The organism is Zoogloea oleivorans (assembly GCF_008107625.1).
GTDB classification, from domain to species: domain Bacteria; phylum Pseudomonadota; class Gammaproteobacteria; order Burkholderiales; family Rhodocyclaceae; genus Zoogloea; species Zoogloea oleivorans.
Genome location: NZ_SDKK01000027.1, coordinates 53229 through 67570, shown reverse-complemented (window position 1 = coordinate 67570; position 14342 = coordinate 53229). Strand labels below are relative to the sequence as shown.

General features: G+C 61.7%; 11 protein-coding genes and 1 pseudogene. 3 read left to right on the top strand and 9 right to left on the bottom strand.

Features of this window, described 5'->3' with window-relative positions; translation table 11 throughout:
* The 4 genes and pseudogenes from ETQ85_RS21625 to ETQ85_RS21610 form a co-directional block, all read right to left on the bottom strand.
* Nucleotides 1-140: pseudogene (locus tag ETQ85_RS21625) on the bottom strand (IS5/IS1182 family transposase); the annotation flags it as partial.
* A gap of 48 nt (nucleotides 141-188) precedes the next feature.
* Complete coding sequence (locus tag ETQ85_RS26670; protein WP_148581140.1) at nucleotides 189-2414, bottom strand: hypothetical protein; 2226 nt, start codon at nucleotides 2412-2414, stop codon at nucleotides 189-191.
* A 4-nt stretch (nucleotides 2415-2418) separates the two neighbouring features.
* The gene (locus tag ETQ85_RS21615; protein WP_148581139.1) at nucleotides 2419-3297 is read right to left on the bottom strand and encodes a hypothetical protein; all 879 of its coding nucleotides are present in this window, start codon (nucleotides 3295-3297) and stop codon (nucleotides 2419-2421) included.
* 191 nt (nucleotides 3298-3488) lie between these two features.
* Nucleotides 3489-4727, bottom strand: coding sequence for a glycosyltransferase family 4 protein (locus tag ETQ85_RS21610; protein WP_148581138.1), 1239 nt, complete (start codon nucleotides 4725-4727; stop codon nucleotides 3489-3491).
* 469 nt (nucleotides 4728-5196) lie between these two features.
* On the opposite strand from ETQ85_RS21610, the gene ETQ85_RS21605 reads away from it, so the two are divergent.
* On the top strand, nucleotides 5197-5736 hold the full coding sequence (locus tag ETQ85_RS21605; protein ID WP_148581137.1) for a lipocalin family protein: 540 nt from the start codon (nucleotides 5197-5199) through the stop codon (nucleotides 5734-5736).
* Here ETQ85_RS21605 and ETQ85_RS21600 read toward each other — a convergent pair.
* From ETQ85_RS21600 to arfB, 3 genes are all read right to left on the bottom strand, one after another.
* Nucleotides 5733-6614, bottom strand: a complete 882-nt coding sequence (locus tag ETQ85_RS21600; protein ID WP_148581136.1) for a PA4780 family RIO1-like protein kinase — start codon at nucleotides 6612-6614, stop codon at nucleotides 5733-5735. The two genes, ETQ85_RS21605 and ETQ85_RS21600, sit on opposite strands and share 4 nt — an antisense overlap.
* The gene (ycaO, locus tag ETQ85_RS21595; protein ID WP_148581135.1) at nucleotides 6611-8344 is read right to left on the bottom strand and encodes a 30S ribosomal protein S12 methylthiotransferase accessory factor YcaO; all 1734 of its coding nucleotides are present in this window, start codon (nucleotides 8342-8344) and stop codon (nucleotides 6611-6613) included. The genes ETQ85_RS21600 and ycaO overlap by 4 nt, the downstream gene beginning before the upstream one ends.
* A gap of 140 nt (nucleotides 8345-8484) precedes the next feature.
* Entirely contained in the window at nucleotides 8485-8886 is a 402-nt protein-coding gene (gene arfB, locus ETQ85_RS21590) for an alternative ribosome rescue aminoacyl-tRNA hydrolase ArfB (protein ID WP_148581134.1), read from the bottom strand.
* A 246-nt stretch (nucleotides 8887-9132) separates the two neighbouring features.
* Here arfB and ETQ85_RS27080 point away from each other — a divergent pair, with 246 nt between their 5' ends.
* A complete protein-coding gene (locus tag ETQ85_RS27080) occupies nucleotides 9133-11274 on the top strand; it encodes a methyl-accepting chemotaxis protein (protein WP_148581133.1) in 2142 nt (713 codons plus the stop codon).
* A 24-nt stretch (nucleotides 11275-11298) separates the two neighbouring features.
* On the opposite strand, the gene ETQ85_RS21580 is transcribed toward ETQ85_RS27080, so the two are convergent.
* Complete coding sequence (locus ETQ85_RS21580; protein ID WP_148581132.1) at nucleotides 11299-11802, bottom strand: SRPBCC family protein; 504 nt, start codon at nucleotides 11800-11802, stop codon at nucleotides 11299-11301.
* A 134-nt stretch (nucleotides 11803-11936) separates the two neighbouring features.
* Between ETQ85_RS21580 and ETQ85_RS21575 the strand changes: the two genes are divergently transcribed.
* Entirely contained in the window at nucleotides 11937-12962 is a 1026-nt protein-coding gene (locus tag ETQ85_RS21575) for an RNA methyltransferase (protein ID WP_148581131.1), read from the top strand.
* 321 nt (nucleotides 12963-13283) lie between these two features.
* On the opposite strand, the gene ETQ85_RS21570 is transcribed toward ETQ85_RS21575, so the two are convergent.
* Complete coding sequence (locus ETQ85_RS21570; protein ID WP_148581130.1) at nucleotides 13284-14291, bottom strand: nucleoid-associated protein; 1008 nt, start codon at nucleotides 14289-14291, stop codon at nucleotides 13284-13286.
* Nucleotides 14292-14342: the final 51 nt, after the last annotated feature.

The following is a 14342-nucleotide window of genomic DNA, read 5'->3' as shown; positions in this document are numbered from 1 at the left end:
GCCTTCGGGTAATGCGGTTCGATCGCTGCCAGCAAGGCGGCCCAGGGCACGACCGCCTCCATCTCGGTGAGGAAGCGTTCCCGGCGGGTCTGTTTCTTCTTTTGCTGGAAGGCCAGGGAGGCGAAGGTGGCTTGCTTCATGGGAGTACGATGCTTTATGGCTTTAGTATTTTACCGGCTCTGAATTGATCAGAGCTTCCCTAGTGTGTATTGCGCTCCGCTGATGGACCATTTGACAATGCCCTGTCCGTCCGAATCGACGATCCAGTCACCGCCTCCGCTGGCGTCCACGAGGTAGGTGTCATTTCCCGCCCCGCCTTCAAGGTGGTCGGAACTACTGAACCCAATTAGCGTGTCGTCGCCGGCCCCACCGTAGAGGTGGTCAGCCAGTTCCGCGCCGGAGAGGGCATCAGCGCCAGCACCACCAAAGGCGACGTAGTGGCGTGGCGCGGTGCCGGAGAGGAGTTTTTCCGGAAGGATGAGGATGCTGTCGGTGCTGTCCACGTCCCGGAAGGACCAGGCCTCGTCGCCAACGGCGAGGCTCTTGAGCTCTGTCTTATCAGCGGTGTTGCCTTTGAGTATCCACGAGAGCATTGAGGCCCGATCGGCGAGCCACAGGTCTGTGTAGTGGCCGGCTCCGGCAGAGCGCTGGGCTGTGCTAAGTTGGGCGTCGGCTTCCCAGGCTTGTGCCAAGGGCTCGTTGACACTCTTGAGTGCAGCCAGCGCGGTAGCGTCGGTGACCTTAAGGGCGAAAGGGGTGAGGTTGACAAGGGCCAGAAATTGGCCGAAATCGGTACGAGCAGCGTTGGCACCAGTGGCGGGGGTGACAAGAGTCACTTTGCCAAGCAAGGCTTTGTAGGCGTCCTTCGCCTTTAAGTCCGTCATCGCTTTGTAGAGCGCCTCTCGGGCCTCGATGTCGTGCCAGGTGTTGCCGGTATCGAGGGAGAGGCCGCCTTTGGTCTTGATGTCACGCAGCTTCGGATCCGTACTGGTCAGGGTCTTGATCAGTCCGTTCAGTACCGTTTCGAGGGTGTAGCCTTCGGCTTTGCCCTGACCGCCGATCAGACTAATTTCCGACTGGGTGGCAGTTGCGGCGTCGAAAATGTCCTGCAGATGCTTCAAGGTGACGGCCGGGTCGAGTTGCGCAAAGAGATCCTGCACGGCCAGAGAGTCAACGAGTAGTACAAGGCTATGGGTATCGCCAAAGTCGTTCTGGGCGAAGTTTGGAACCAAGAGCTTGATGTCAGTATAAAGCGCACTTTGCCAGAACGCAGAAGGTCCGACTACACCCCGAAGCAGTGGCTGGCTCTCGATGAAGACCGGCACATCGGTGCCGTAGTGGTTCTGCGAATTGGCCACCCCGGAGGGATTGCCAAGCGCATCAGCGGTTTCCATACCATACAGGTTGTAGACTGGCGCGCCATAGAGTTGCGAGCTCGGTGGCGTCCGCGAGAGGGTCGACTGGACGGTGTTTTCGCTGAAGGTGCTTTCTGCGGCCTTCAATACGCCGAGCCAGTAGTCAAGACTCAGGCCGGCGATGTCCTTCCCGGGCACCTTGGCCGCGCCTTCGATATCACTTATTATTCGCGCGATCTCTTTCTGTACATCGGCAACGTGATCGATGGCACTTTGAAGCAGCCTAGCGTCCGACGGCCATTCGCTGCGAACACGGAGCAAGGCGGCGCTCGCGGCGCTCAAGGTATTATTCTTGACATACTCCTTGTACATAGCCGCGACCATCGTGTCTTTAAACAAGCCGCTGTTTTTCCCCGTATTCTTCCAGAGGGTTTGGAAGGTTTTGACGACACTCGAAAGTGTTTCGCCTCTTAATCCGCCAACACCGGCGCCGTTGAAAGTGTAGACGGCGGAGGCACCGGAGCACAGCAGCGGAAATGCCGTGGCCAGGTGCCCGCCCAGGCTGTAGCCAGTGACGACAAAGGACTTGTTATCGAGCGGCCCGCCCGTCTTGCTCAATTCTTTGTACCAAGCCTGCATATCCGCCAGTTGCCCGAAGGCCCAGCCAGTTTCCTTGATACTCTTGTTCGTCACCTGCGTGTCGCGTACAGCATCGTCGATGAACTCGGTACTGCGGAACGAGAGGACCAACTCTCCTTTCTGAATACCCCGATCAAAATCGTTTTCTGTCGCCTCAAACAACGTCCCCGAAAAACCTGTACTGGTATTAGGTTGATGGGCGACGATCTTCCAACTCCCTGTAAGATCAGCAATGAGTGAAGGCGGAAACTTGCTAGCGTGGGCGTTCCCCGTAAACAATGCATCATAAGTCAGACCAGTGTACGATGGTGATGACTCCCCAATGCTGGAACTGCTAGCATTGGGAATACCATATAAGGCTTCTGCAGCCATTTGCAGATTGGCATACGTTGCAAACTCAGAAATGATATTCATCGCCATTTCACTAATCCTTAATTTTTAGAATTTTCTCAACAAAATCTCTCGCAGGCGCTGGGCGTGGGCAAGACCATTCTCTTGCATGAGTCCACGGCTGCCTGGTGGCAATATTGGCGCCTTGCCCGCGGTCAAACATATAGCCAATACGTTCGGCGAGAACCTCGTTAGTATTCAAATCAATTACTTTTAGCGCACCACCAGCGACCCAGAGAGCTCGTTCCTCCTGTGTTGTCAAGTCTTCAAAAGTGACGCCATAGCGAGAAATTGGATCGCTAATCGGAGCGCGGCCTAGACGTAATATGGAAGCAGTTTTCTGGTCCCATTTTGGGTCTCTCCACCAATTTGCGGTATATCGGTAACGCTGCCCGTCGAAAGGATCTTTTACATCTACATAGCTGTAACCTGTTTTACTCCCTGAATCCTTATCTAGCCGGCCAGCATAATTTCTTCCCAAAAAAAACGACAAAATGTACTCGTCATCATGACCGTACTCGCCTACATTGCCGTAGGGATCAAGCGTGCCTTTGTCGTAGGGGTCATAGCCCATTTTTCTCGTAAAGTAATATGGGCGCAACTTCACCAGCACGATCCCTTCCACGCCTTCCACCGTCCGATATATCCTCTCCCCCGCCGTCTTGCATCGTTCATTGAAGATCACCTCTGCTTTCGCCAGACGTGCCTTGTAATCGCGCACATACAGGGCCTCATCGACGCAGGATTTCAGCGGGAAAAAGCCGAAAAGGAGGGCTACCAAAACTCCGCTTAGTATTTTTCCAGGGCGAGTTGAGGACTTTCTGACGGATTGACGAAAAAGATAAATCGCCAAAAGCCAATAAAGGATGACAACGCCACGCAGGATGTCACCCCAGCCTGTCAATTCGAGCATTCAGACTCCTTGAACAAGTGTTTATATTCTGCATTTCGGCAGAAGACCTCTGCCAGGAAACGATCTGGTACCGACATTTAATCCGGGCCGACTCTGCCCCCTTTTCCGTTCTGAAGGCAACGGAGCCGCAATACAGGAGGCTCACTCGAAAGGCCGGTCGGACAACAGCGGTCATTTGGAAACCGGGCCACTCAAACATGAGGGCTCTTGACCTGAATGGAATTGTTTTCAACAGGCCACAACAACTGCTCATAGCTATCTAAACCACGCGCCAAGGAATACGATTCGCGGACACAAATCTGAGCGGCCTTCCGCAGAAGTTCAAATTTCACGCCCCCTTCAAGTGCCTCAAGCGTCTGCTCGGCAATTGCCCGAGTGTCAAAGAAGTCCACCAACAGTCCGTTCTCCCTGTGTCGGATTACCTCTCCGACCGGTGCGGTGCGGGAGCCAATAACAAGGCATCCGCTAGCCATTGCTTCCAGCATTGACCAAGAGAGAACGAAGGGATAAGTCAGATAGAGGTGGGCAGCAGAAACCTGGAGAACACGACGATAACCATCGTAAGGAAGCTTGCCGAGGAAGTGCGTACGCGATGGATCAAGCTGGACTTCCCGAAGCATCTTTTCACGCCAACTGCGAGCCCCCTCAGGGCGGCGGCCATAGCTGACCTGATCGCCACCAACGATCAAGGCATGGCAAGTCTTGTGTTGACGCTGGATGCGTTCGAGAGCTCGCATGAAAACGTGAAACCCCCTGTAAGGCTCCAGATTGCGTGCGACGTAGGTGATGACGGGGTCTCCAGCGCGGAGGGTTAGCCCATTGCCAAGCCTGAGCCAAGCTTGCGGATCTGGCTGGAGAAGATCTGTATCGATGCCCTCATGGATAACGCTAATTCTGGGACGGTAAATCTCGGGATGCCGACTCCATTGCCAGCGGGTAGGCGTGACACCAGCATCGCAGTGCTCAAGATTGAGGGTATGCAAGGCCTTCCACGTACGGATGCGGGCAGCGTCATTGAGCGTGACAGGAAACTCGGGGTCGAAACCCACATCGGCATCTGGCGTACCGTAGTACCACTCGCAGAAGTGAATCAAACGTGCGTCAGGAAAGACATCCTTCACGTAGAGCGTTTCTCCCCAGCCGGGGTGGGCGAGGATTACATCAGGCGTAAAACCTTTGCGCTTGAGGGCAAGGAGTGCCCTCAGCATCGCCTGCCCATGGAGAACCGCACTTTCCATTTGGCGAAGGTAGGGGTGTTGCTGCTTGTGTGGAGCACGGTGCAATCGGTAGCGAAAAAGACGGAGCCCAGGCATCCCTGGCGCGCCCTCCCGCCCCAATCCAATCACATCGTAGCCAGGCCTCGCCGCCCACGCTGCGGCAATGTGGCGGAACTGCCCAGGAAAATTCTGATGAACAATGAGAATGCGCACGGTTCGATATGACCTTATGGGTAGTCACTGCGGCCGGCACGACAAGGCACGCAAAATTATGCAAAAAGATTACCCATACAGTCTATTACAAAAATGTCTATAAAATACTTATGACATAGTTCATAGAGTTTTTAACGAATTTCAGGTAGTAGCATTTAGTTTGATCGCTTTCGCCCCCACGGATCCGGATGTGCGCGATTGACACATCCGGATCTTCAGCAGGCGCGGAAGGTCGGCTAGTCGAGCCCGGCTTTCTGGGAGCGCCAACTGAGCCACTTGTGCCACCTCGCTAGGGAGCCGACGGAGACTCCCCGAGTGGCCGGCTATGTCGTTGACGACGGCAAATCTCCGGCGAGGTGATGGCTGGGTGACTGGGCGGCGGCGCCCGCGCATGCGAACTCCGCGCCCTCGTGCCGCTCAGAGGAACAGAGTTGTCGTATTTCCCCTCAGCCCACTACCAAGGAACTTCATGAAAGCCATGCTCCCCGCCGCCCTCCTGAGTCTGGCCACCCTCAATGCCGTGGCCACCGACATCACCCCGCTGACCACCATCCCGTCACTGGATGTACCCCGCTACATGGGCACCTGGTACGAAATCGCCCGCCATCCCAACTGGTTCCAGAAGAAATGCGCCGGCGCCTCGCGGGCAGACTACAGCCTGAAAGGCGACGGGACGGTACAGGTCATCAACCGCTGCCGGCTGGCCAGCGGCGAGATGGATTCGGCAACGGGCACGGCCCGCCAGATCGGACCCGCCACCTCGCCGAAGCTGGAAGTACGCTTCGCGCCGGCCTGGCTGTCCTTCATTCCGGCCGTGTGGGGCGATTACTGGGTGCTCGACCTGGACGAGAAGTACCAGCTGGTCGCCGTCGGCGAGCCGACCCGGGAATACCTGTGGGTGCTGTCACGCACGCCAAAGGTCGACCCGCAGGCCTACGAGGCGCTCCTCGGCCGGCTGGCTGGCAAGGGTTTCGACCTGCAGAAACTGCAGGTCTCTCCGCAGGACTAAATCTCGTCCTCGTCGGCCGGCCGCTCGGCCGCCGCGGCGAGGGCCCGGCCGGCCTGGCGGACGTCCTCTTCGTGCTGGGCGGCGTCGATGACTTCCATCACTTCGTCGAGGTTCACGGCGACTTCGGTCTCCGCGAAAATGCCGGTGAGTTCGCTCTCCGGGTGGAGCGCGCCGTTCTCGTAGAGGGCCCAGATTTCCGGGCCGTAACGGGTCTGCAGCAGCGCCGGGGCGAACTGGCCAAAGTAGTCGGCCAGGTTGTCCACGTCGCGCTCGAGCATGCGCTGGGCGTTGTTGTTGGCGGCGGCATCCACGGCCTGCGGCAGGTCGATGATGACCGGCCCGTTGCTGTCCACCAGCACGTTGTACTCGGACAGATCGCCGTGCACGATGCCGGCGCACAGCATGTACACCACCTGACGAATCAGCATGGCGTGATACTTGATCGCCTCTTCTTCGGTCAGGGACAGGTCGTTGAGGCGCGGCGCCGGTTCGCCGTCGGCGTCGGCCACCAGTTCCATCAGCAGCACGCCTTCATGGAAGTTGTAGGGCGTCGGCACGCGCACACCGGCCGCGGCGAGGCGCCGCAGGGCGTCCACCTCGGCGTGCTGCCAGGCCGACTCCTGCTCCTGGCGGCCGTAGCGCGAACGCTTGGCCATGGCGCGGGCCTGGCGGCTGTTCTTCACCTTGCGGCCTTCGGTGTAGTCCACCGCGGTGTGGAAGCCCCGTTTGTTGGCCTCCTTGTACACCTTGGCGCAGCGGATTTCGTCGCCGCACTGGACCACATAAACCATGGCTTCCTTGCCGCTCATGAGCTGGCGCAGGACGCTGTCCACCAGCCCGTCGGTGACCAGCGGTTCGATTCGGCTGGGTGTTTTCATGCGTGCAGTTTTCCGTAAGCGGTGAGCAGGCGCTGGTGCATGTCGCAGCCTTCGAGGCTGAGGCCTGGCGAGGGTTGGCCGAAGAAGCGCAATTCGCCGTCCAGCAGGGCAATCGCGGTGGCTACGGTTTCGGCACCGTAGAGGCTGTTGAGGGCCGGTGCAAAGCCGATGTCGCCATTGAGCTTGGTGAGGCATTCGATGCAGTTGTACACCGTGCGGCGCTCGGGGTCGATCTGCTCGAAGTCGCGAATCCATTCGCAGCCTTCCACCACCGCGTCGTCGTCGCCGGCGGCCAGGGCCAGCAGGGTTTTCAGTTCGCCGACGCGCAGATCCTTCCAGAATGGATCGTCGCCGGGGGCCAGGCCGATCAGCGGCGCCACCGGGCGCTCGTCGGCGAGGCCGCTTTCATTGAGGGTTTCGAGCAGGTCGGTGCATTCCTCGTCGTCCAGGTCGGACAGGAACAGGATGGCTTCGCGGATGCCGTTGGCGACGCTGTTGTTCTCGAACTCCAGCTCGTCGACCGGGTAGATCTCGGACATGCCGGGGACGATGATGCGGCAGGCGTAGACGCCCAGGTGGCTGAAGTCGGCCACGTAGATGTCGCAGTCCATGGCGTGGATGGCGCCCATCAACCAGGCGCAGTCCTCGGCGGTGGTGGTGCTGAAGTTCCAGTCGCAGAAGGCGAAGTCGTGCTCGCTGCCGAGGAAGTTCCAGCTGACGATGCCGCTGGAGTCTGCAAAGTGCATCTCGATATTCGGCACGCTGGCGATTTCTTCAAGGTCGAAACCAGCCTCCGGGAAGCCCGCCAGCGCGTCGAGGGCGCGGCCTTGCAGGAGTTCGGTGAGGGCGCGCTCAAGGGCGATCTCGAAACGCGGATGGGCGCCGAAGCTGGAGATGCAGCCCTGGTCTTGCGGATGCAGCAGGGTGACGTTGATCACCGGGTACGTGCCGCCGAGGGAGGCGTCCTTGATCAGGATGCCGAAACCCGCTGCACGCAGGCCGGCAATGCCGGCGGCGATGTTCGGGTAACGGGCGATGACTTCTTCTGGTACATCGGGCAGGCACAGACCTTCGCTGATGATGCGGAACTTGATGTGGCGCTCGAAGATTTCCGACAGGGCCTGGGTGCGCGCTTCGGCCGGCGTGTTGCCCGCCGCCATGCCGTTGCTGACATACAGGTTGGCGATGATGTTGACCGGAAAATGCACCACGGCATTGTCGCGCTGGCGCACGCAGGGAATCGCGCAGATGCCGCGCTCGAAGTTGCCGGAGTTGAAGTCCACCAGGCTGTAGGCGGGAATCGTGCCGTTGGGGTTGTAGAACGTCTGCAGCTCGGCGGTCAGCAAACCTTCCGGCCAGGCGCCGCTTTCGTCTTCCTCGTCGAGCTCGAACCACTGCTCCTGCGGGTAGTGCACGAAGCTGCGGCCGGCGGCGCCTTCGGCGTACTGCTGGCCGAGGTAGTAGTGGTTCCAGAAGTCGTTGCACGCCAGGCGCTCGAAGAACTCGCCCAGCGCACTGGCCCGGGCGGCCAGCTTGGTGGCGCCCATGCCGTTGGTGAACATCAGCGGACAGTCGCTGTCACGCAGGTACACCGACCAAACGCCATCGACCGGGTTGAGCCAGGAATGCTCCTCCACGTGGAAGCCGAGGGCTTCGAGCTTGCCCTGCAGGGTGCTGATGGCGTGTTCGAGGGAGGCGTCCTTGCCGACGATGAAGCTTTCTGTGTGCATGGGTTTCCTGCTGGGTGCGGCGTAAATGGGGAGCCCGGCGTGGCCGCAAGGGCGACGGAACAGTCGCGGGGAAAGGAAAAATGGGTGAGGAGCGCGCGCGGGGGTGAAGCGTCAGGCCGCCATTATCCCGCATCGGCGGCCTATTCGACACGCCCCCGGCCGGCTTTAATCGCACTGCGCTGGGCCTTGCCCTCGAGGCGCCGCGTCACCGAGCCGCGGGTCGGCTTGGTCGGACGGCGCGCCTTGGGCACGTGGGCCACGCTGTCCACCAGTTCCTGCAGGCGCCGCAGGGCCTCGCCACGGTTTTTTTCGAGGCTGCGGAATTCCTGCGCCTTGATGATGACCTCCCCGCCCTTGCTGATGCGCTGATCGCCCAGCTTGAGCAGGCGCTCCTTCAGCGGCTCCGGCAGCGACGAGGCTGCAATGTCGAAGCGCAGGTGCACCGCCGACGACACCTTGTTCACGTTCTGCCCGCCGGCCCCCTGGGCACGGATGGCGGTGAACACGACTTCATCTTCGGGAATGAGGTGAGGGGAGCGCATCAGACGAACTTTACTCCATGCAGCCTCCGCGCCGGCGGCCGGAAAGCCTTCCCGCGGCAAGCCGGATGCACGCAATTGGTGCATCGCGACAAAGGCGCCATCCGGGTACGCCTTTCGCTATATATGCTTATATACAGGTACAAGTATTTGATTTAAAAATACCGACACGTACGCCTGTTTTGCGTTTGGCACTGCGGGCGCGGCTCTTGCTATTCGATCCTGCCAATTTCGCAGCAGGAGTCCGCAATGCTCAAAAGTCAGAACATGTCCCTCAGCCAGGCCGAACGCGCCTGGTTGCCGTCCTTCGGCAAGACCGGCAAGCTCGCCATGCGCTGGGCCACCTCGCGCAATCGCCACCGTTACCCGGCCATTGAGCAGACCTTCGAATCCTTTGCCCAGACCCGGGTACGCCTCCTGATCACCTGGGCCGAACAGCAGTGGGCCCACCTGGACGGCCTCTCCCGCGAGCTGGCCAGCACCTGGCCAAGCCTCGCTGCAGGGGTCTTGCAGCAGCGCCGGCAACGCGCAGAAGACTTTTCCGAATTGTTCGTGGTGGATCCCCACGGGCTGGTGCTGGCATCCACCGCCGGGAGCCAGGTTGGCAAGCGGCCCCTGGACCCGGCAGCCCTGCAGGCGAGCCTGACGGCCCCCTTTCTGTACGGCCCCTACCGGGACCCGGTAACGAGCAGCCTGCCCCGCTCCACCTCCCGCTTCCACGATGCGGTGACCCTGATGTTCCATCAGCCGATCCATGTCGATGGTGCGCTTGTCGGGGTGCTGTGCGGCCGGGTGCCCAACGATGTCCTCGGCGACCTGATCCAGCGGGAGGCCGGACACATCTTCCACGAGTCCGGCGACAACTACCTGTTCATGGTCAAGTCGGTCATCAACCCGGCCATCCAGCCCGGCACCGCCCTGTCCCGTTCACGCTTCGAGGATGCCACTTTCACCCGCGGAGACAATCTGAAGGACGGCGTGCGCACCGACTTTGGCGTAGTCCGGGTACGCGAGCACACCGAGCTGGAACTGGTCTTCAACGACCCGGCAACCGGGCAGTTACACCCCGGCGTACGGGAAACCATCCGCAAGGGCGACAACCTGTTCGTCACCTATCCGGGCTATGCCGATTACCGGCACATTCCGGTGATCGGCAAGGGCACGACCTTCCGCCTGCCGGGCTCGCCCGACACCTGGGGCATGATGTGCGAGGCCGACCTGGAGGAGGTCTACCGCTACCGCAGCATCCCCTACCGCATCCAGCGGATGTACCTGCTGCTGGCCGTGGGAAGCTGGGGCAGCGCCGAAGTGCTGTCGCAACTGGCAGGGCTCGACGGCAGCCTCGCACTTGGAACGGGGCTCGCCATGCAACTGGCCGGCGCCCTGCTGTTCTACCACCTGGGCAGCCTGCCAATCAGCCAGCGCCTGCGCGAGGCCACCCGCATCCTTCGCGCCACGGCGGAAGGCGGCGGCAAGCTGTCGCACCGGCTGCCCCGCGCCAGCGAGCGGATCGACGAGACGACCGTGCTGGCGCAATGGACCAACAGCCTGATCGACAACCTGGAGCAGACGATTCAGCAGGTGGCCAAGACCGCCAGCGAAATCGGCGACACCAACCGCTCGATGCTGGAAAAGAACGGTCATGCGGACAAGGTTTCCAGCCAGATGCAGCATTCGGTCGATGACATCCTGGGCGGCATCCGCCTCCAGCTGACGGAAATCGACGCGGCCACCAGCAATACCGAAACCATGCGCGAAGTCGTGCAGCGGGTCAGCGAGGAGGCGCGCAGCCAGTTCTCCCTGGTCGAGGCCCGGAGCCAGGGCATCCGTCGCTCGGTCAGCCTCTCGGCGGCGACGATCCGCCAGCTGGAACAGCGCACCCTCGATATCGGCCGCATCGTCGTGCTGATCGGTGAAATCGCCGACCAGACCAACCTGCTGGCCCTCAATGCCGCCATCGAGGCCGCCCGCGCCGGCGAAAGCGGCCGCGGCTTCGCGGTGGTGGCCGACGAGGTACGCAAGCTGGCAGAACGGACACGCGGCGCCACGGCAGACATCCGCAGCATGATCGACGGCGTGCAGAGCCAGGCCGAACAGGCCGTGCGCTCAATGGAGAGTGGCATGCTCGAGATGGAAGACGGCTTGCGCCTGGCCACGGCAGCCACGACCGACAAGCGGGAAATCGAAGAGGTGGTGGAGCGGCTGTTCGTGACCATCAGCCAGATCGCCGCCTCCACCCACGCCTACGGAGACCGGGTCGAAACCATTTCCGGGGCAGTCGAAGCGATGCGCAAGGCCACCTCGGAATCCAAGCGCAGCGCCGAACAGACCGGTTTTGCCGCCGGCAAGCTGGAGCAGACCATGGGCCAGTTCCAGTTTGCCGCAGCCTGACCGGACTTCTCCGTGAAAAGCGGCTTACGCTGCCAGCGTGGCGGCGAGCTGGTCGAACATGCCACCAAAGCCGGCGGTCAGCGCATCGATGCCGGCGGCGAAGGCCAGCTGTTCTTCCGCCGTCGCATTGTGGGCCACCGAGCGCTGGGTCAGGATGGTCTTGCCGCCCTCTTCCACCAGGGTCATGGTGTTGTGCAGCTCCAGCGGCCAGCTCTCGCTCATCGGGTTGCGGGTCACGTTGCCTTCCTCATCCGAGAAGCTGTTGATGGAAACGATGCGCTCCGGCGCGGTGATTTCGAGGTAGCGGAACTTGCCCCACATGGCAAAGCCGCCGGGCAGTTCGATGGCGTAATGGAACACGCCTTCGGGCCGGAAATCCAGGCTGGCAACGCGCACGGGGAAGCCGGCCGGGCCGAACCAGCGGGTCAGCAGGGCAGCGTCGCTGAAGGCGGCCCAGACCTGGTCGCGGGGAGCGTCAAAGCTGCGGGTGATGTGGAATTCAGCGGCTTGCTGGGGGGTGTCGCTCATGGAGTTCTCCTGTGTGCAGCGGGATTGGGAGGAGTCGATATACGGGCTTCCGCCCGACAAGGGAATAGGGGTAGCGCCAAAATCACGCCAAACCCCTGAAAAGCCTCAAGAAAAAGCCTATCATTCGCCCCCTCATGCGAATCGAACACATCCGCCAGCGCCTCGCCGAGCTGGGCGCCAAGCCGGTCCACATCCAGCGCATGCTGCGCGCGTGGACCCATTCCCAGCCTCTCGACGCAGGCCCGACCCGGCGTGGCCCGGCCCTGCCGCAGGCCGTACTCGAAGCCCTGCCAGCCCTCAGCGCCGAACTCGCCGGGCTCGCCCAGGTGCGCTCGGAACATCCGGGCGAAGACGGTTCGGCGCGCCTGCTTGTAGCGCTGGGCGACGGCCAGACGGTGGAAAGCGTGCTGCTGCCGCGCGACGGGCTGTGCGTGTCGAGCCAGGTGGGCTGTGCGGTGGGGTGCGTGTTCTGCATGACCGGCCGCGACGGGCTGCTGCGCCAGGTGGGCAGCGCCGAGATCGTCGCCCAGGTGGTGCTGGCACGGGCCCGGCGGCATGTGAAGAAGGTGGTCTTCATGGGCATGGGCGAGCCGGCCCACAATCTCGATAACGTGCTCGAAGCCATCCAGCTACTCGGCACCGAGGGCGGCATCGGCCACAAGAACCTGGTGTTCTCGACGGTGGGCGACCGCCGGGTTTTCGAGCGCCTGCCCGAACTTGTCGTGAAGCCGGCGCTGGCCCTGTCGCTGCACACCAGCCGCGCCGACCTGCGCGCCGAGCTGCTGCCCAAGGCGCCGCGCATCGACCCGGACGAACTGGTGGAACTGGGCGAAACCTACGCCCGCGCCACCGGCTACCCGATCCAGTACCAATGGACGCTGATCGAAGGCATCAACGACAGCGACGAAGAACTGGACGGCATCGTGCGCCTGCTCAAGGGCAAGTACGCACTGATGAACATGATCCCGTACAACACCATCCCCGACCTGCCCTACCGCCGCCCGGCGTGGGAGAAGGCCACCGCCATCGCCCGCAGCCTGCACCAGCGCGGCATCCTCACCAAGCTGCGCAACTCGGCCGGACAGGACGTGGACGGCGGCTGCGGCCAACTGCGCGCCCGCGCGATTGCCGGAGAAACGCCAGTGCGCTTCGTCCGCTAGAACTGCCGTAGGTCGTGCTGTCAGGCTGGACGCAGGCTGTCGGACTGAAGTCCGACCCACAAAACCGGTGCCCCCTCCTGTGGGTCGGACTTCAGTCCGACTCGACGGGCTGGACGGCGGTTGTCGGACTGAAGTCCGACCTACAAAACCGGTGCGCTCTCCCTGTGGGTCGGACTTCAGTCCGACTCGACGAGCTGGACGGCGGCTGTCGGACTGAAGTCCGACCCACAAAACCGGTGCGCTCTCCCTGTGGGTCGGACTTCAGTCCGACTCGACGGGCTGGACGGCGGTTGTCGGACTTCAGTCCGACTCACAAAAACCTCACTCTTCCAGCAGCAGCTTCTTCAGGCTTTCCGGGATGTTCGACAGGACCAGCGTATTGGCGTCCTTGTCGTAGTGGATCGACCCTGAACGCAGGCCGCTGCGTTCGAACTCCAGCTTCCAGTCCTCGGCGTTGGCCTTGAAGCGGATCAGCGGGCGCAGGGCGCGCTTGTCGGGCACGAAACCGGTGGCCAGATCGAGCGCTTCGTCCTGCAGGGTTTCGGTGAGTTTCTGCGGGGCATCCGGGAAGATCTGCGCGGCCATCGTGGCCATGTTCAGCGCCGAACCGCTCTCGTTCATTTCTTCGAGCACCACGTGGGCGCGCTCGAGCATCTCGTCGCGCTCGGCGCTTTCCATCTGCTGGGTGTCGGCAAAGTGGCTGAGGGTTTCGACCAGCTTCTTGGTTTCCTTCAGCGCCATCACCACGTCGGTGCAGCCGAGGAAGCGCTTGAACCAGTTGGCCACATCGCCACGCCCCTTGAGGAAGCTGATGTAGCGCTCGGCGCCAGCCTGCCAGGCGGTGATGTCGATGCGCCCGGCGATCTGCAGGCCGGCCATGTCGAGGTGCGGGCTGTCGTGGATCTCGAGCGCCGAATCGATGACGGTGCCGAGGGTTTCCTTGAGCACGGCCACCCACAGGCAGTCGGCGCCAAAGACGGTGGCGCGGGCGATCAGCACGAAGCCGCCGTCCTCCACCTTGTCCTCGTCCACCCGCGCCTGCAGCAGGGTGGTCATCTCGCGCGACAGGGTGGCGAAATCCATGCTTTGCTCGATGGCGTGCTGGCGCACCAGGCGCGGCATCGGAAAGTTGCGCTCATCCTGCTCGAAGTGGCCGTAGCCCTTGCCCGGCCGTTCGGCAAAGTGGCGGCACAGGCGCTCCAGCAGGCTGGCGGTGGCCTCGGTAACAACGTTGGGCGCATCGCGCAGCTCGACCCGGGACGGCCCTTCGGCCTCGCGGATCAGCCGGTGGATGACAAGGTCGGAAATCGTGTGCAGGGACTCGGTCATGGGGGCATCCGGAAAACGAAGGGGCGCGATTCTCTCACGTCAGGCCCCGGT